Annotated in this window: 15 protein-coding genes; 3 read left to right on the top strand and 12 right to left on the bottom strand. The window is 74.4% G+C overall.

Annotated features, from left to right (window positions below):
- Positions 1–1,110: hypothetical protein (locus AB0L25_RS15130; RefSeq protein ID WP_500172253.1), on the top strand; the 1,110-nt coding region annotated here is incomplete at its 5' end.
- 84 nt (positions 1,111–1,194) lie between these two features.
- On the top strand, positions 1,195–2,013 hold the full coding sequence (locus AB0L25_RS15125) for a class I SAM-dependent methyltransferase (protein ID WP_500172251.1): 819 nt from the start codon (positions 1,195–1,197) through the stop codon (positions 2,011–2,013).
- Positions 2,014–2,083: 70 nt separating this feature from the next.
- Here the strand turns inward: AB0L25_RS15125 and AB0L25_RS15120 are convergent, their stop codons facing one another.
- Positions 2,084–3,364 carry a glycosyltransferase 87 family protein gene (locus tag AB0L25_RS15120; RefSeq protein WP_500172249.1) on the bottom strand — a complete coding sequence of 427 codons (1,281 nt, stop codon included), beginning with the start codon at positions 3,362–3,364 and terminating at the stop codon, positions 2,084–2,086.
- A gap of 181 nt (positions 3,365–3,545) precedes the next feature.
- Between AB0L25_RS15120 and AB0L25_RS15115 the strand changes: the two genes are divergently transcribed.
- Positions 3,546–4,325: a glycosyltransferase gene (locus tag AB0L25_RS15115; protein ID WP_500172247.1), complete on the top strand. Its 780-nt coding sequence runs from the start codon at positions 3,546–3,548 to the stop codon at positions 4,323–4,325.
- Between the two features lie 36 nt (positions 4,326–4,361).
- Here AB0L25_RS15115 and AB0L25_RS15110 read toward each other — a convergent pair whose 3' ends face one another.
- From AB0L25_RS15110 to AB0L25_RS15060, 11 genes are all read right to left on the bottom strand, one after another.
- Positions 4,362–5,594, bottom strand: coding sequence for a methyltransferase domain-containing protein (locus AB0L25_RS15110; RefSeq protein ID WP_500172246.1), 1,233 nt, complete (start codon positions 5,592–5,594; stop codon positions 4,362–4,364).
- Positions 5,595–5,606: 12 nt separating this feature from the next.
- Positions 5,607–6,446 (bottom strand): ABC transporter permease, encoded by an 840-nt coding sequence (locus tag AB0L25_RS15105; protein ID WP_500172244.1) that lies wholly within the window; start codon positions 6,444–6,446, stop codon positions 5,607–5,609.
- Positions 6,443–7,498, bottom strand: a complete 1,056-nt coding sequence (locus tag AB0L25_RS15100) for an ATP-binding cassette domain-containing protein (RefSeq protein WP_500172242.1) — start codon at positions 7,496–7,498, stop codon at positions 6,443–6,445. The genes AB0L25_RS15105 and AB0L25_RS15100 overlap by 4 nt, the downstream gene beginning before the upstream one ends.
- Before the next feature lie 83 nt (positions 7,499–7,581).
- Positions 7,582–9,168, bottom strand: a complete 1,587-nt coding sequence (locus AB0L25_RS15095; protein WP_500172240.1) for an ArnT family glycosyltransferase — start codon at positions 9,166–9,168, stop codon at positions 7,582–7,584.
- A gap of 28 nt (positions 9,169–9,196) precedes the next feature.
- Positions 9,197–10,057, bottom strand: a complete 861-nt coding sequence (locus AB0L25_RS15090) for a class I SAM-dependent methyltransferase (protein ID WP_500172238.1) — start codon at positions 10,055–10,057, stop codon at positions 9,197–9,199.
- A gap of 111 nt (positions 10,058–10,168) precedes the next feature.
- The gene (locus AB0L25_RS15085; RefSeq protein WP_500172236.1) at positions 10,169–11,968 is read right to left on the bottom strand and encodes a hypothetical protein; all 1,800 of its coding nucleotides are present in this window, start codon (positions 11,966–11,968) and stop codon (positions 10,169–10,171) included.
- A gap of 73 nt (positions 11,969–12,041) precedes the next feature.
- Positions 12,042–13,043 carry an NAD-dependent epimerase/dehydratase family protein gene (locus AB0L25_RS15080; protein WP_500172234.1) on the bottom strand — a complete coding sequence of 334 codons (1,002 nt, stop codon included), beginning with the start codon at positions 13,041–13,043 and terminating at the stop codon, positions 12,042–12,044.
- A gap of 10 nt (positions 13,044–13,053) precedes the next feature.
- Positions 13,054–14,007: an SRPBCC family protein gene (locus AB0L25_RS15075; protein ID WP_500172232.1), complete on the bottom strand. Its 954-nt coding sequence runs from the start codon at positions 14,005–14,007 to the stop codon at positions 13,054–13,056.
- 103 nt (positions 14,008–14,110) lie between these two features.
- On the bottom strand, positions 14,111–14,827 hold the full coding sequence (locus AB0L25_RS15070; protein WP_500172230.1) for a class I SAM-dependent methyltransferase: 717 nt from the start codon (positions 14,825–14,827) through the stop codon (positions 14,111–14,113).
- A gap of 16 nt (positions 14,828–14,843) precedes the next feature.
- Positions 14,844–16,031: a DegT/DnrJ/EryC1/StrS aminotransferase family protein gene (locus AB0L25_RS15065; protein ID WP_500172228.1), complete on the bottom strand. Its 1,188-nt coding sequence runs from the start codon at positions 16,029–16,031 to the stop codon at positions 14,844–14,846.
- Positions 16,028–17,398 (bottom strand): glycosyltransferase, encoded by a 1,371-nt coding sequence (locus AB0L25_RS15060; RefSeq protein WP_500172226.1) that lies wholly within the window; start codon positions 17,396–17,398, stop codon positions 16,028–16,030. The genes AB0L25_RS15065 and AB0L25_RS15060 overlap by 4 nt, the downstream gene beginning before the upstream one ends.
- Positions 17,399–17,505 lie beyond the last annotated feature (107 nt).

Here is a 17,505-nt window from a genome sequence, read left to right as displayed (position 1 = left end):
TCGAGCTGGGTCAGTACGGTCGTGGGGGGCCGGGGGGGCGCGCCCGCCCCCGCGGCGACCGGGGCCGGACGGCGGGCCCGGGTGCGGGTGACCGCGGTCGCGGCCGTGCCGGCCGTCGCCGCGGCCGTCGTGGTCGCGCTCCCCGCCGGAGTACGTCCCGGCGTTCCCGTGATCCGCACCGGCGCGAACGGCCGTCCCTCCGTCGTGATCGTGCCGAACCGTCCGGGCTGGAACCTGGTGCGGGTCCCGGGGCCGGCCGAGCTGGGCACCGACCCCGGCGCGCTGTCGGCCGCGGCGCCGGTCCCGGGCGTCGAGGGATGGTGGGCGATGGCGCGGCTGGCCCCGGGCCCGGGACGGCTGTGGATCCGGCACGGCGGGCACGAGTCGGCGATCCGCGTCGACACCGGCACCGGCACCGCCCGGTCCACGATCTCCTGGAACGACGGGCCCGAGTGCGTGAGCGCCGCGCTCGGCGGGCTGGCCGCGGGCCGCGACCGCACGCCGCGCCGGTGCCCGGCCGACGCCCTGGACGAGCTGGACGCCGCGGCGCTCCGCTCGACCGTGGCGTTCGTCGCCCGGCGCGGGGTGCGCTCGGTCATGCTGCGCCACGACTCCTCCCCGCGTTCCCGGGAGGCCGCGCGGCGGGTGCGCGAGGCGGCCCGCCGGCTGGGCGTCGCGGTGACGGACGAGCCGCGGCCGGATCGTCCCGTCATCGTCGTCTCCGGATGGCGGGACGCGCACGCCGTCGTCGGCGACGTCGCGGCGGGAAGGGTGCGCGGCTCCGGCACGTACCTGGCCCCCTGGCTGCTCGCGCCGGGGCTGCTCACCCTCCCGGCCGGGCAGCTCGTACCGCTGCGCTTCTCCCCGCGCGGCGACCTGCCGATGGCGTACGCCGCGTCGCTGGCGGAGAGCTTCCCGGGGGAGCCGCCCACCGCCGTCGGGTACGACGCGTGGCTGGCCGCGGGCGGGACGGAGCGCCCCCGCACCGCCCGGCTGTACGCGGCGTCGCCGGTGCGCTTCCCCGCGCCCGGCGGCGCGGCCGGCCATCACACCGGGGACGGCTGGCTGCCCGGGGGCACCATCACCGCGATCTCGGGGCCGCTGCGTTAGCCGCGCGAGGGGCGAACGCACGCGGCGGTCCGCGACCGCGCGGGCGTCCTGGCCGGAACCGGCCCGTTCGGCTAGCATGACGGCATGGGCGTTGACTATATGAAATTCAAGCAAGCGGCGCGCGAGTCGTTCGAGGCCGGCGACTACGCGCCGATGGCCGAGCGGCTGGCCGGGGCCGCGGAGGAACTGGTCGCCGCCTGCGCGGCCGGCCCCGGGGTGCACGTCCTCGACGTGGGGGCCGGGACCGGCAACGCCGCGGTCGCCGCCGCGCGGGCGGGGGCGCGCGCCACGGCCGCCGACCTGACCCCGGCGATGGTCCGCGCCGGGCGGGAGCGGACCACCGCGCAGGGCCTCCCCGTCGAGTGGGACGAGGCGGACATCGAAGATCTCCCCTACGAGCCGGCGACCTTCGACCAGGTGCTCGCCGTGTTCGCCGCCAACTTCGCGCCACGGCCCCGCGCGGCGGCGGAGGAGATGCTGCGCGTGCTGCGCCCCGGCGGCGTCCTCGGCCTGGCCAACTGGACGCCCACCGGCTTCGCGGCGAGCATGTCGCGCGCCCTCGCGGACCTCGGCCCCGCCCCCGAGGCGTGCGACGACTTCTCCTCCCCGTTCCTGTGGGGCGACGAGGCGGAGCTGAAGGCGCTGCTCGGGCCGTCGGCGGAGCCGGTGCGGCTCGAGCGCCGGGGGCTCGTCTGGCATTACCCGTCCGCCGAGGCGCTGTGGGAGGAGTTCGAGCGGAACGGCGGTCCGGCGGCGGCCCGGGAGACCATGCCCGAGCGGGAGTACGCGCGCATCCGGGAAGCCGCGCTCGCGGTCGTCGCCGAGCACGCGGAGCCGGCGGCCGACGGCGGCATGGCCGTCACGAACGAGTACCTCCTGGCGGTCTTCCGCCGGACGGGCTGAGGCCGCGCCCCGGGCACGGCCGCCGTCCGCGGACGGGCCGTCCCGAACAACCCGTCCGCGGACGGCCGCGTCAGGCGGTGCCGCCTGCGGGCTCGGCCACCTCGCGTTCGGCGGTCCCGGCCGGCTCGGTCCGCTCCCCCCGGAGCCCGCGGACGGCCGTCAGGGTCACGCCGAGCAGCAGGAGCACGCCCAGCGCGGCGTACGCGTCGCCGGGAACGTGCTGGGCAAGGCTCCAGTCGAGCTCGCGGTTCTCCAGCATCGGCAGGCGCTCGTACCAGCCGTAGGAGAACACGGCGAACGTGACGGCGGCGGCGGCCGCCCACCCCCACGAGCGCGTCCGCAGCGCGCGCCCGGTGAGGACGACCAGTGCGGGGGCAACCCACACCCAGTGGTGCGTCCAGGCGATCGGCGCCGCCAGGAGCGCGCCCAGCGCGTTGATCATGAGGGCGAGGGCCGGGTCGCGCTCGCGCAGCGCCCACCACATCGCGACCGCCGTCGCGGCGACCACCAGCAGCACCAGCACGATCCACCAGGCCTGCGCGCCCGGCACGTCGAACCGCGCCAGCACGGCCCGCAGGTTCTGGTTGGCGGCCATCGGCACGCCGCTGAGCGCCCGCACCGGCGCCATGCCGCCCGAGAAGTAGTTCCACGCGGTCTCGGGCATCGCCGCGAACCCGACGGCGGTCGCCACCAGCGCGGTCGCCCCGCTCACCACCAGCGCGCGCACGTCCCGCCGCAGCAGGAAGAACAGCAGGAAGGCGGCCGGGGCCACCTTGACGGCCAGCGCGATGCCCACGAGCATGCCGCGCGGCCAGCGCGGCCGCTCGATGAGGCAGTCCAGCGCCACCAGGCCCATGAGGAGCACGTTGATCTGCCCGATGCCGAGCGTCTCGCGCACCGGATTGACCAGCACGGTCGCCACCGGCAGCGCCAGCATCGTCACCACGAGGGCGCCGCGGGCACCGCCGGACGGCCAGGTCCGCCGGGCCGCCGCGTACAGCGTCGCGGCCACCGCCAGCACCGACAGCGCGAACCACCCGGTCACCACGACGGACCAGGGCAGCACGCCGAGCGGGTACAGCAGCACCAGCGCGAAGGGCGGATAGATGTACGGAATGGCCCATCCGGCCCGGGTGGGCGGCAGCTGGCCGTACACGTCACCGCCCGCCAGCCACTCCTTCACCGCCACCCGGTACAGGTCGACGTCGATGTGCGGCAGCGGCATCGGCCGGACGCGCAGCAGCACGATGATCGCGATGATCTCGGCCACGACGCCGATGGCCATCAGCAGGCCGAACCGGCGTACCGCCAGATCCCCGGCACGCTCCATGATCGGTTTGCTCTCGGTCAACGCGCGTCACCCGCCCAACGTCCGGCTGCACTTCCCGCAGGCCGCGGTCCGGGTTCCGGAGCACCGCCGCCCGGCGCCAGTATCGCTATATATAATTATAGTGTCAATCCTCAAAACATGCGTTTTAGGAGATAATCTGGATAGATAGTTTATTTTTCGATACCAGCGAGAGGGGCGTGCCGTGCCGGGCCCTGACAACCCGCCGCTGCACATCGTCGTACCGGTGCGGAACGAGCAGGACAACGTGGAGCGCTTCTACCGGCAGGTGCGGGCCGAGGTCCGCCTCCCACGGCGCCTCATCGTGGTCTACGACGCGGACGAGCGGGCGACCCTGCCGCCGCTGCGCGCCATCGCGGCCGCGGACCCGACCGTCCGGCTGGTCGAGAACGCCTGGGGACGCGGCGGGCGCGGCGCCGTCCGCACCGGGTTCGCCCAGGTGGACGAGGGCCCGGTCCTGGTGGCGATGGCCGATCTGTCCGACGACCTGTCCCTCGTCCCCGAGATGTACCGGCGCTACCTCGCCGGCGCGGACATCGTCTGCCCGAGCCGCTGGGCGCCCGGCGGCCGGCAGGTCGGCGGGCCGGTGGTCAAGCGGCTGCTGTCCAGGACCGCCGGCGTCAGCCTGCACCGGCTGCGCGGCGTGCCCACCCGGGACGTGACGAACAACTTCCGGCTGTACGACAAGGCGCTCCTGGACCGGCTCGACCTGGACGAGAAGGGCGGCTTCGCCCTCGCCATGGAGATCACCGTCCGCGCGTTCATGGACGGCGCGCGCATCACCGAACTGCCCACGACATGGCGGACCCGCACCGCGGGCCGCTCCAAGTTCCGGATGTGGCACTGGCTGCCCGCCTATCTGAAGTGGTACCTGTGGGCCCTGTCGCACCGGCGGCGGGGACCGCGGCCCGCGCTCACCCGCGGCCGCCCCGAGGACGGCCTCCCCGGCCCCGCCGTCGGCTGACGCCCGCCGGGCGGCGCGGACGAGGCGGGCGCCCCCTTACCGCGCGACCGCCGGCTCGGGCGGGGGCGCCGGGTGCGGCACGACCGGTTCGATCCCGATCCCGGCGAGCTTCCTGCCCAGCATGCGCTGCAGGTTCCACGGCAGAATCAGCCCGTGGGTGACCTCGTCCGCGCGGAGCTCGGCGTCGTGCCGGATGCGCAGCCGGGAACCCGGGGTGTACTTGCCCACCTTCAGCGGCGAGGTGTCGGTGACGTACGCGAGCAGGGCGCCGTCGATGCCGCAGTAGTTGAGCAGGGTGTTGCCCTTGGTCGCGGCGCCGACGCCGACGATGCGCCCTCCCCCGGCCCGGATCTCGTACAGCCGGTGCATCAGGGACGTCTTCAGGCGGACCACCCGCCGCATGAACGCCCGGTAGGTCTCCGGCGCGAAGTAGCGCCGCTCCTCCTCCCGCCGCACGAGCTCCTCCACGCGGGGGTCCTCGGGCAGATGACGGGCGAGGTAGACGCGCATGGTGCCGCCCATGTAGGCGTTGAAGGACACGTGCGCGACCCGGAACCCGTACTCCGCCCAGAACCGCCTCAGCGGCGCCAGGAAGAAGTAGCACACGTGCTCCAGGTAGATCGTGTCGAACGACGTCTCCTCCACCAGCGTCCCCGCGTACGGCACCTCCAGGGCGAGGACCCCGTCGGGGGCCAGCAGCGCGTCGGTGTCGCGCGCGAAGGCGCGCTGGTCCTCGATGTGGTTGCCCACGTTCGTCCCGGTGACCAGCCTGGGGCGGGCACGGCGCACGATGTCGTCGACGACCCCGGCGTGCAGGAAGTCGGGAACGGTGGGAATCCCGGCGCGCTCGGCCAGCCGGGCGATGTTGGGCGAGGGGTCGATCCCGAGGACGGCGCAGCGGGCGTGCCCGGCGATCCCGGCCAGCAGCGTGCCGACATTGGAGCCGATGTCCACCACCAGGTCGCCGGGGCCGATGCCCGCGACCCGCACGGCGTCGCGCGCGAGCTCGTCGAAGTGCGCCAGGGAGACGGCGGAGTTGGAGGAGGTGTAGCTGTACTCGCTGGCCTGGTAGCGCGTCGCCGCGGGGACGACGTGCCCCGTCATCAGGTGGCCGCAGCGGGCGCAGGCGACCACCGTCAGCGGGTAACGCGTCTCGGGTTCGCGCAGCTGCGAACGCTTGAGGAACGTGTCGGCGAGCGGATGCGGGCCGAGATCGATGACCGGGGTCAACCCGGGCTCGCCGCACAGGAAGCACGCCCTGGTGATCATCGCGGTGCCCGGCTACCGCCGCCGGTACAGCAGCACCGTGAGCGGCAGGAAGACGATGGTCAGCGCCGCGCAGATGCCGAGGAGCACGCCGATCTCCCCGGCCGTCGCGGTCCCGTGCATGAGGCCGCGCGCGGCGGTGGCCGCGTGCGTGGCCGGGTTCAGGTCGACGATGAACCGCATCCACCCGGGCATCGTGTCCGGGTCGACGAAGATGTTGCTGGTGAACAGCAGCGGGCCCAGCACCATCATCCCGGCGGTGGTGATCGTGTCCGGGGTCGGGACGACCACGCCGAGCGCGGTGAACACCCACCCCACGCTGATCGCGAACAGCAGCAGGGCGAGCACGGTCAGCACCACTCCGCCCACCCCGGCGTCCGGCCGGAAACCCAGCGCCAGCCCGACGAGCACGCCCACCGTCAGCACGATGGTGTAGCGGACGACGCCGCCGAAGAGCGTGCCCACCACCGACGCGGGCTGCCAGAAGGGCAGCGTGCGGAAACGGTCGTGGACGCCGCCGGTGATGTCGGTGTTCAGCGCCGTCCCCGCGTACAGGGTGACGGTCATGACCGACAGCACCAGGATGCCGGGCAGCAGGTACTGGAGGTACTCGCGCGTGGACCCGCCGATCGCGCCGCCGAACAGGTAGGTGAACATCAGCAGGAACACCAGCGGCATCACGAAGATGTCGATGAGCTGCTGCGGTGCGTGCTTGATCTTGAGCAGTGCCCGTTCGCCGTGGACGAGCACCGCGGTCGCCGGGCCGGGCGGCGCGAACCGCTCGCGCTCCCAGAGCCCCCGCCCGGACGGGCCGGGCGCGCCGGGCGCGGCCCGCCGTGTCTCCTCCGTCGTCATCGCGCGTCCTCTCCCCTCGCGTCCACCGGCGCCGCCGGTTCGTCCCGCGGGTCCGCACCGGGGACCGGCACGGCGCGGGCTCCCTCGCTCCCCGCGACCCCGTCGGCGGCGGGCCGTCCGGTGAGCGCCAGGAACACCTCGTCCAGGCTCGGCTGGCCGAGCGCGAAGTCGCCGACGCCCACTCCCTCCCGCGACAGCCGCGCCAGCGCCCGTCCGGCGCCCTCGGCGTCGTCGGTGCGGACCGACAGCGCGGCGTGGTCCGACTCCCGCCGGACGGCCGCGCCCAGCTCCTGCGCCAGCACCCGCTCGGCCCGCTCGCGCTGTCCGGCGTCGATCAGCCGGACGCGCAGCACGCCCGCGCCGACCGAGGTCTTCAGCTCGCCGCTGGTCCCCTCGGCGACCACCGTGCCGTGGTCGACCACGGCGATCCGGTCGGCGACCCGGTCGACCTCGTCGAGGTACTGGCTGGTCAGGAGCACCGTGGTGCCGCCCCGGGCCAGCTCGCCGACCACGTCCCACACGTACGCGCGGCTGCGCGGATCCAGCCCGACGGTCGGCTCGTCCAGGAACAGCAGTTCCGGCGCGCCCACCAGGCTCGCGGCGATGTCCAGGCGGCGCCGCATGCCGCCCGAGTACGTGCGCGCCTGGCGGCCGGCCGCGTCCGCCAGGCCGAACGCGTCGATCAGGTCGCGGGCACGGCCGGCCGCCGACGCGCGCGGACGGCCGAGCAGCCGGCCCAGCAGCGTCAGGTTCTCCAGGCCGGTCAGGTCCTCGTCGACCGAGGCGTACTGGCCGGTCAGGCCGATCCGGCCGCGCAACGCGCCCGGATCCGCGACCGTGTCGTGCCCGAGGACCCTGGCCCGTCCGGCGTCGGGCCGCAGCAGCGTGGCCAGCATCCGGATCGCCGTCGTCTTCCCGGCCCCGTTCGGGCCCAGCAGGCCGAACACCGTTCCGTACGGGACGGTCAAATCCATGCCGTCGACCGCACGGACGTCGCCGAACCTCTTGACCAGACCGGCGGCCTCCACGGCCGCGTCGGCGTCTACCTCCACCGAATCCCTCCCGGCGTGCGTATCGGTTCGCGCTCGGGCAGTTCGTTTAGAAAGCTATAGGAGCCGATCGGAGGCGGCAACCTTCACCGGATCGACTTGCCGTCGGAGCCGTGCCCGGTCTGCCCGCTGAGCTGCACCCGCCGCATGCTCTCCCACGTCTCCGCCCACGGTTTCCGGAGGCCCGAGCACAGCCAGATCGGCTCCCCCGCCGAGCCGCGCTCCAGCCAGTCGCCATCGGGCACCCGTCCGGCCGGGCGCACGTCGTCGAAGTACTGGAGCAGGTCCGCCCGGTCGCTACCGATATATATGGCGTTCGTCGCCGACTCCGGAGGCCGTCCGAAATACCAGTAGCCGCCCTCCGGGCTGTAGGCGCGGGAGACGCCGTGCGACGGCCCGTACCGGTCGATCGCGGTGGCGAGACCGTACTGGTGCGAGACCACCGCCGTCGCGGACCGCCGGGCGGGCTCCAGCCGCTCGTGCACGTCGAACACGGCGGCGACCTGCTGCCGCCAGTGCGGCACCATCGTGTCGGCGGCCAGCGTCGGCGCCAGCGTGATGACGGTGGAGACCGCCAGCGCGGCCCAGAACACGCCCTTCGCCCACTTCGGCCGCGGCCTGCGCAGGAGCTCAACGGACGCCGCGGCCCAGCACAGCGGGAACAGGCCCATCGTGTAGTAGCCCTTGCCGTTGGCCGCGATGTAGAGCACCACCAGCCCGACGACGAACCATCCCAGGAACCGGTAGGGCCGCAGCTCGGGGGAGCGCAGCAGCCGCCAGGCCCCGTAGAGGAGCAGCGCCGCGGCCACCACGAAGCCCGCGTACACCAGGGACATCGGCAGCAGCGCGACCCGGTTGACGAACGGGTCGCCCTCGCTCGACGTCTGGCCGACGCGCTCGAGGTGCCGCCAGCCGTTCGCCGCGGACCACAGCACGGTGGGGACGAGCGACAGCACCGACACCGCTCCCGCCACCCACAGCATCGGCCGCCTCAGCAGCTCCCGGGGCCCGCACGCCAGGGTGACCACCACCGCCACCGCCCAGAACTCCAGGAAGTGGAGCGAGACCTGCAGGCCGACCGCGGTCACCGCGCCCACGCCCAGCAGGAACCGGTCGTCGCGCCGGTTCAGCCACATCACCAGCAGCAGGATGGCGGCCGTCCATGTCAGGACCTCGAACGGGTGGGCGTTCATCCGGCTGCCGAGGCTGAAGAACGACGAGGTGGCGAACACAAGTGCGGCCAGCACCTGCGCCCGGCGCCCTCCCCCGAGCTCCCTGGCCAGCAGCGCCGTGAGGACCAGCGCCGCGACGACGGCCAGGACCGCCGGAAGCCGCAGCACCGTCTGCGAACCGGACGCCAAGGCGTCCATGGCCCCGGCCAGGGCCGGCACGAGCGGCGGCTGGTCGGCCCACGTCGACCCCAGGTACCGCTCGCCGACCGCCAGGAAGTACAGCTCGTCGCCACCGTGGTCGAAAAGGGGGTTGGTCAGCACCCGAACGAGACCGGTCAGCGCCGCGACGGCCGCGACCGGCCGCCAGGCGACCGGCGGCAGCGGCCCGCGGCCGGGCACGGCGGACGCCGCGTCCGGCGGGCGCGCGCCCGGTTCGGTCCGCGGGCCGGCGCCGCCGCCCTCGACCGGCGGCTCGGCGCCGCGCACATCACTGATTCCCACTGGCCTGCTCCATCCTTGCGGTCGCGCTTCAGTCGGGCCGGGTCCCCGCGGCCACGAGGATCTCGCCGGTCGGCCGGACCGGCCCCTCCGGGAACTCCGCGGCGAAGGCGCGCACCGCGTCGTCGCTGATCGCCTCGCGGCGCTCCTCCTCCAGCGAGGAGTACAGCGCCAGCACCGGCCCGGCGGTGCGGACGAACATCGCCCACGCCTGGACCGGGTCGGCCGCCTCGAAGATCGGCGCCTCGAACACGCGGGTCTCGACGCCGGTGAATCCGGCGTCCCGCAGCAGCTCCGCCAGTTCGTCCGGCGACGACAGGTCCACCGGGCCGGGCTCGTCGCGGGCGGGGGTCGTCGTGGGCATGGGCAGGTGCCGGGCGAGGACCTCGTTGCTGAGCCGGAACGGCACGCAGCGGTCGGCGGCGCCGATCGTCATCGCGGCGAACCGCCCGCCGGGCCGCAGCGCGTCGCGCACCGCGCGCAGCGCCGCGGGCCGGTCCGGCATGTACTGCAGGCCCGCCCGGCAGGTCGCCGCGTCGAAGGCGCCCGGCGGCACCGCGAGGTCGCACTCGGTCTCGATCGTCCGGAACCGCGCGTTGGCGATGCCGGACTCCTCGGCGCGGGCGGCGGCCGCCGCCACCATCTCCGGGCTGATGTCGAGCCCGAGCACCGATCCGCGCGGGCCCACCCGCTCGGCGATCTCGAAGGCCGGGTTGCCGACCCCGCAGGCGAGGTCGAGGACCCGCGCGCCCGGCGCGACGCCGGCCAGCCGCAGCAACGCGTCGTTGATCGCCCGTCCGGGCTCGGTGAAGTTGGCCCGGTACCGGGCCCATCCGGGGGCCGACAGCGCCCACTCGGCGCGCTGCCGATCGCGCACGGCTTCGGCGTTCACGGTCCTCTCCTCACAGGGTGGCCCGGGTGCGGGCGCGGGGTCGTGGTCGGAGTCGGGGTCGTGGTCGGAGTCGGGGTCGGGCCGGGACGCGCGGGCGCGCCCCGGCGGGCGTCACCGGAGATCGGCGTCCGCGACCGCGAAGAGCACCCCGTGCGGACGGGCGTGGCCGCGCTCGCCGTGCGGCCACGAGGTGCGGTCGAAGTCGACGCAGGGTTCTCCGGTGACCTCGTCCCGGAACGCCCGGTCGATGCTGAGGCCGGTGCGCGGATGGAACCGGGTGATGCAGACCTTGTGGTCGCCGTCGATCCCCGTCTGCGCCACGAAGTAGTTGCTGGTGGCGATGCGGCGGATGCTCTTCGTCTCGTGGTAGCGGCCGTCCCACCCGAGCCGGAAGTTGTCCATCGCGCCCCAGTGCGGGCCGGTCCCGACCCGGCCCTGCGGGCCGCCGAGGCCGCCCTTGATCTGCTGGGCGTCGATCAGCGCCGGGCAGTCCCGCTCGGCGCCGCCCTCCGACACCTCGGCCGGCGCGTCGATCTCGCACCGGGGATCGTCGCCGGACGCCAGCAGCCTGCGCACGTCCAGGACGAAGACCATGCCGCTCGTCTCCCCCTCGGGAAGGCGGGGGTCCGAGCCCATGACCGCCTGGAACAGGTACCGGTCATCGGGGCTGACCTGGAGCCAGCTGCTTCCGGCGTTCGAGCCGGTCAGGTCCAGGCCGAGCCTCTCGTACGCGGCGGTGCTGTCGAACACCTCGCGCCACTCCGGCTTCTTCGCGGTGATGTCCGGCGTGTAGAACACCGCGCCCCCGGCCATCGTCGACGCGAACGCGCCGCGGTGCTCACGCCCGTGGGTGACCGCGGTTTCCATGACCATGCGGTCCTCGTCGAACGCGGGGAGCTGGTCGGGACGCGGCCCGGTGGGCAGTTCCGACACCGACAGCAGGCGCGGCCGGTCCCGGTCGGAGATGTCGAAGATCCGCAGGGTGTCCCGAAGGAGCCGGGGATCGCTCTGGTTGGTGTCGGGGTCGAGGTAGTTCCGCACCTCGGCGAAGTCGCTCATGATGAGCCGGTCGAGGTCCTCGCGCACCTGGATGCCGTGCGGATTCGCGCAGGTGGCCTCTTCGATGGGCGGGATGTTGCGGCATTTGTCGGGATCCTCGCCGCCGGCCAGGGCCGCGGGCGTCTCGCTCCGGGTCCGGCCGTCCGCGCCGATCCGGACGAGCTCGCCCGGGGAGCCGGCGAAGCCGTTGCCGATCCGCGTCTCCCCGTTGGTGTAGCGGCACGGACCCGACACGTCGGGCCCGCCCATGTACGAGCCGTAGGCGGCGCCGTCGCTCGTGGTCACGAAGGCGTCGGGCACCGAGCCGCACGGCGTGTCCTGGGAGAGGTTGACCCCGGTCAGCCGGATCTCGGGAAGCCGGGCGACGTCGAAGACGTACGTGGTGTCGGTGAACATCGTGCCCGCGAACACGCGGCGGCCCTTGTGCCACATGTACTGCATGTGGTGCGGCTCGCCGTTGACGAGCGGGCTGACCGTCGCCGTGTTGACGACCTGGCCGTACGTCCGCGACCCCTCGGTCGCGTCGATCACGGCGAGGAAGTCGGGGGCGGCGCCGTCGTCCCCGGACGCGGATCCGTGCCGGTGCCCCTTCGCGGCGCCGTCCTCCGGGTGGTTCGCGGCGCCCGTCCAGACGAGCAGCCATTCGCGGCGGGGGTGCCGCGGCACATCCCTTCGCACTATATGATTTGTCACCGAATACGTCTTGCCGTCGGATCCTTCAACGCTCGAGGTCGTCACCTTGACCTCGGCGCGGGCGGACCGGTGGAAGCCCACCAGCACGCTCGTCACCATGAGCACGGCGACGACCAGGGCGATCGCCGGTCGCCGCCACCGAAGCGTGGACGCGGGCACAGGGACCTCCTCAGTCACTATCCTTTAAAAAGATATAGTTAACTGTGGAAGGTGACAAGCCTCCGGATCGCGCTCATAACGGACGGCCGAGCGTCTCCAGGTACCAGTCGCGCGTACGGCGGACGCCCTCGCGCAGGTCCACCTCGGCGCGCCAGCCCAGCGCGGTCATCCGGCCGATGTCGAACCCGAGGGAGGCCCGGCCGTTGGGCCGCGCGTCGTCCCAGACGATCTCGCCGCGGTAGCCGGTGATCTCGGCGACGGTCTCCGCGAGCCGCCGGATCGTGACGGACCGGCCGCTGGCCAGGTTCAGCGGGCCGTCGCCGCGCAGCGCAGCGACGGCGAAGCCGCGGGCGGCGTCGTCGATGTACAGGAAGTCGCGGGACGGGCTGCCGTCGCCCCAGACGACCACCTGGTCGCGGCCCTCGCGGCCCGCCTGGACGAAACGCCGCACCAGCGACGGCAGCACGAACGTGGAGCGCTCGTCGAACCGGTCGCCCGGCCCGTAGACGTTGGTGCAGATCGGGTAGGCGTAGTCGAGCCCGTACTGGCCCCGGTACGCCTCCAGCATCGCGAGCAGGGCGCGCTTGGCCTGCGCGTACGGGCCCTCCGACCAGTGCGGCGGCCCCTTCCACAGGTCGTCCTCGCGCAGCGGCGGCGGCACCCCGTCCGGGTAGCCGCCGACGCTGCCCGCCACGACGACCTTGCGCGCCTCCGCCCGCCGGGCCGCCTCCACGACGGCGAGGCCCATCCGGACGTTCTCGTAGAACGCCTCCCCGCCGTGCTCGATCTTGCCGCGCACTCCGGCCACCCATCCGGCCAGGTGCACGACGAGCGTCGGCCGGAACGCCTCGAAGACCGCGCGCACCGCCGCCTCGTCCAGCAGGTCGCAGTCGGCCCGCCGCGGCGCGAGCAGCGCGGCGGGCCGCGCGTCCCGCAGCAGCCGCAGCAGCGCGGTGCCGATGAATCCGCCGGAGCCGGTGACGAGGACCCGCTCCCCGGAGAAGTCCCGGACGGCACCGGGCCCGGCGGCGCGGGACGGCCCGCGGCGATCGGCGGCGTGACTCGAACCGGCCACCGGACGGGCGTCAGCCGTGCAGCGCCCGGTAGTGCGCCTCGAGCTCCTCGACCCGGCCGGACGGGCGCGGGCCGCGGCCGCCGAGTTCGTCGGCGAGCCGTTCCAGCCTCGCGTGCCACTCGGCGAGGTCCCCGACGCGGCGGTCGGCCGGCTCGTCGCCGGGCAGCAGGTGGGTCAGGTGGACGCGCGCACCGCCCGGCCCCTGCTCCAGCCGCCAGCGCACCGTGCCGGCCGACTCCGTCCGGAACTCCAGCACCTTGGGCGCGTCCACCTCGGTGACGCTGCCGCCCGCCGCGCGGCCCGCCGTGAAGCCGGACGGGACGGCGTCGCCCGCCGCGAGGTCCGTCTCGTCGGGGGCGGCACCCGCCAGGGCCTTCCAGGCCGCGTCCTTCGGGTACGGCAGCTGGCGCTCGAAGGAGATCGTCCAGCCGTCCGGGCCGCGCTCCGCGGAGCCGTCCGGCGGGCCGAAGCTCGCGACGTACTCCTCGTGCAGGCTCGCGTAGTTCTCCGGGACGGTGACCTCCTTGCCGTCCAGCACCTGCTCGAGCGCGTCCAGGCAGGTCTCCCAGCCGGTGGCGAAGCTGGCCGCGCCCGCGCGGTCGCCGAAGGCGTTGACGAACACGAGGACGCACCCGTCGCCGTCCGGGGTCAGCTCGTAGCGCATCAGGCGGTCGTCGCCCGCCCCGTCCAGCGGCAGCCCCTCGCTGGACTCGACGAACTCCAGGAGGCGGGGCGGGTCGCAGGCGGTCACGGTGCCCGGCGGCATCCGGATGCCGCCGGGGAAGGACTGGCGGACCGTGCCGCCCTCGCGCAGCTCCAGCTCGATCTCGGCGGGGAACCACTCCGCGAGCACGGCCGGGTCGCTGACCGCGCGCCACACCCGGTCCACCGAGTGGGGCAGCCGCCGTTCGAACCGCACGCTGTACCGACCGTCGGCGATCTCCAGGGTTCCGGCAACGGGCATCTCACCCTCCGGTGATGCGTGTTGTGGATGTCGGACCACGGGGAAGCTATCACTTCAGGTACATATAGAGAAGCGGTCCGCCACGATGGGCGCGGCGCGCCCGTCACCGGCGGGCGCCCACGAGCAGGCCCCGTCCGAACGGGCCGCCTGGGAGCAGTTCGACCGTGCATCCCGCGCTGCGGAGGGCTCCCTCGTACTCCGCCCGCTCGAACAGCGTCACGACCTCCGTCTCGGTGAAGACGTCGATGCCCGTACGGGGATCCGCGACGACGAACCGGACGTCGATGTGGACGGCGCGCTCCTTGCGGGTGGAGTGGGAGACACGGGAGATGATCCGGTCCCCGTCCTGGACCAGGTGGCCGCCGACGTAGCCCTCGACGAACCGCTCCGGGAACCACCAGGGCTCGATCACCAGGACGCCGCCGGGGTTCAGGTGCCCGGCCATGCGGGCGACCGCCGCGTACAGGTCGCCCACTTCGGGCAGGTAGCCGATCGAGGACGACAGGCACGCCACGGCGTCGAAGGTCCGGCCGAGGTCGAAGTCGCGCATGTCCCCCGCGTGCACGGGCACTCCGGGGAGACGCCGCACCGCGATCTCCCGCATCGCCTCCGCGACCTCCAGCCCGGCGACGTCGTCGAACAGGGCGGCGAAGCGCTCCAGGTGGGCGCCGGTGCCGCACGCGACGTCCAGCAGCGACCGGGCGTCCGGACGGCGTTCGCGGACCAGCCCGGCGACCTGGCGGGCGTCGCCCTCCCAGTCCTTGCCGCGGCCGGTGAACACGGCGTCGTAGATTTCCGCGTGCCGTCGTCCGTAACCCATCGCCGGTCCCGTCCCGTCAGGCGTCGTGGGCGGCGGCCGGCGTGGGGGCCGCGCCGGAGGCGGGGGCGGACCGGCGCGAAACGGACGCGCGCACCGTCTCGACGATCAGGTCCACGTCGGCGTCCCCGAGTCCCTGGTGCAGCGGGAGGCAGAGCGTCCGGTCGGCGGCGTGCTCGGCGCCGGGGAGCCGGGCGTCCGAGCCGTAGATCGGGACGCGGTGCAGCGGCGGGTAGCGGAACGTGGCGTACACGTTCCGGCGGTACAGGTCCCGCGCGACCTCGTCACGGACGCGTTCCTCCTCGAACTGCACCCAGTACATGTAGTGGGAGGTGCGGTGCCCGGCGGGCGGCGGGGGCGGGAGCAGCAGGCCGGGCAGCCCGGCCAGCTCGGCGTCGTAGCGTTCGACGACCTCGCGGCGGCGACGCAGGAAGTCGGGGAGCCGGCGGAGCTGGACGCAGCCGATCGCGGCCGTCACGTCGTTCATGATCGAGCGGCGGGAGAAGGAACCGACCTCGAACTCCCACCACCGGGTGTCGGTCTCCTTCGCGTGGTCGAAGCCGCTGAACTGCTCCAACCCGAAGTAGGCCCGCTTGCGGCCGCGCCGCACGGCCTCGGGGTCGCGCGCGTACAGCATCCCGCCGTCGACGGTCACCGCGATCTTGCCGTGGTCGAAGCTCCACACCCCGAAGTCGCCGAAGGTCCCGCAGGCCCGCCCGCCGGCCCGCGAGGCCACCGCGCACGCCGCGTCCTCGATCAGCAGGAGGCCCCGGGCGCGGCACAGCTCGGCGATCGCGGCGATGTCGCCCGGGTAGCCGGCGTAGTGCAGGACGAGAACCGCCCTGGTCGCCGGGGTGAGCGCCGCCTCGACGTCGGCGGCGGACGGGTTGAGGGTGCGGCGGTCGACGTCGCAGAAGACCGGCCGCGCCCCGTGGGCCGCGACCGCGTTCGCCGCCCCGACGAAGGCGATGGCGGGCAGCACCACGTCGTCCCCCCGGCGGATCCCGGCCAGCTCCATCGCGAGGAAGGTGGCCTCCGTGCAGGAGTTGAGCGTCATGACCTGGTCGCGGCCGACGCCGAGGTGCGCGGCGAAGGCGTCCTCGAACGCGCGCACCCGCGGTCCCTTGCCGATCCAGTTGCTCTGGAAGACCTCGGCCACCGCCGCGAGCTCCTCCTCGCCCAGCATCGGCTGGAACGCGTTGATCATCCCGTTCTCTCCCGGAAGTCGCCGTCGCCCGCAGGGCCGTCGGATAGATACTTATATTTCATATAGTATGATCGCTTCTCGGATACGGGCAAGGGACGGCCCCGCAGGTGCAGCTCCGTCAGCTCGGCGACGGCGGCCGCCCCCGCGTCCTCGCGGCGGACCCGCCGCCCGAGGTCCGCCGCCCGCCGCACGATCTCCCGGCTCTCCAGCGCCTCCCGCAGGGCGGCCGCCAGGCCCGCGGCGGTCAGCCGCGACTGGGGCAGCGGCGGCGGGGCGACGCCGATCCGGTGCATGGCCCGCGCCCAGGAGGGCTGGTCGCCCCCGAACGGGCAGACGACCTGCGGCCGCCCGGACGCGACGGCGGGCGTGGTGGTGCCGCCGCCGTGATGGACGACGGCGCTCACCCGCGGCAGCAGCCACTCGTACGGCGCCTCGTCCACGAAGCACAGCCGCCGGGCCCGCGTCCCCGGATCGTCGACGCGGATCCCGCCCGCGCCGCCGACGACGACGGCCCGGACGCCCGCCCGCGCGACCGCGTCGGCGACGATGCGACCGCTCGCCGCCGGATCGCGCCCCACCGCGCTGCCGAACCCGATGCACACGGGCGGCTCCCCCGCGTCCAGGAACGCGGCCAGCGCGGCGGGCGGCCGCCAGCCGGGCGGCGGAGGCAGCCGCAGGTACCCGATGGTCCGCACCGCCGGCGGCCAGTCCGGGGGCGGCGGCAGGACGTGCCGGCTCGTGGCGTTGAGCACCAGCCGCGCCCCCTCGCCGACCCGCCGCGCCGCCGCGCGCCCGGACCGTTCGCGGGGCAGCCGCAGGGCCTCGCGCCGCCACCGGCCGACGGTCGGCGCGGTGAAGCGCCAGGCGAGCGCCGGCAGCTCGTACGTCGCGCGGTTGAGGCCGCGCGGGAGCCGCGCGGGAGCGGGGTACAGCGGGTTGGGAAAGGCGCTCGTCGGCAGGTACATCGGGTCCAGGACCACCAGCGCCCCGGGGACGCCCAGCCGTTCCGCCAGGTGGTGCCCCGCCATCGGGAACGCGTGGTGCGCCACCACGTCGGGCCGCACCGCCCGCGCCGCGTCCCAGGCGTCGTCGAGCACGCGCCGCAGGGCGGGTCCCCCGGCGGCGAGCGTCCGCACCAGCGACATCCGGCGCAGCACGCCGCGCCCGCCCGCCATGGTCTCGCGCAGGCCGGCGGCCAGTCCCGCGTCGAGGGCGGCGAACTCCACGCCGTGCGCGGCGGCGAACGGCGCGAACGGCGCCGGGCCCGCGAGGACGGCCTCGTGCCCGGCGTCCCGCAGCGCCCTGCCCAGTGCGACGAACGGCTCCAGCTCGCCCCGGGTCCCGTAGGTCAGCAGCAGCACCCGCACGGCGGTCTCCTCTCCGGCGGACGATCCCGGCCGGATCGTTCGCGGCGGCCCCCTTGGCGACGGATGCCCCGAATCTTAGTATATGTTTTTAAAGTTGAGGAGTCGTC

Source organism: Spirillospora sp. NPDC052242 (genome assembly GCF_040679555.1).
Classification (GTDB): Bacteria; Actinomycetota; Actinomycetes; order Streptosporangiales; family Streptosporangiaceae; genus Spirillospora.
Note: the sequence above shows the minus strand (reverse complement) of the source record. Positions and strands in the feature narration are given on the sequence as shown.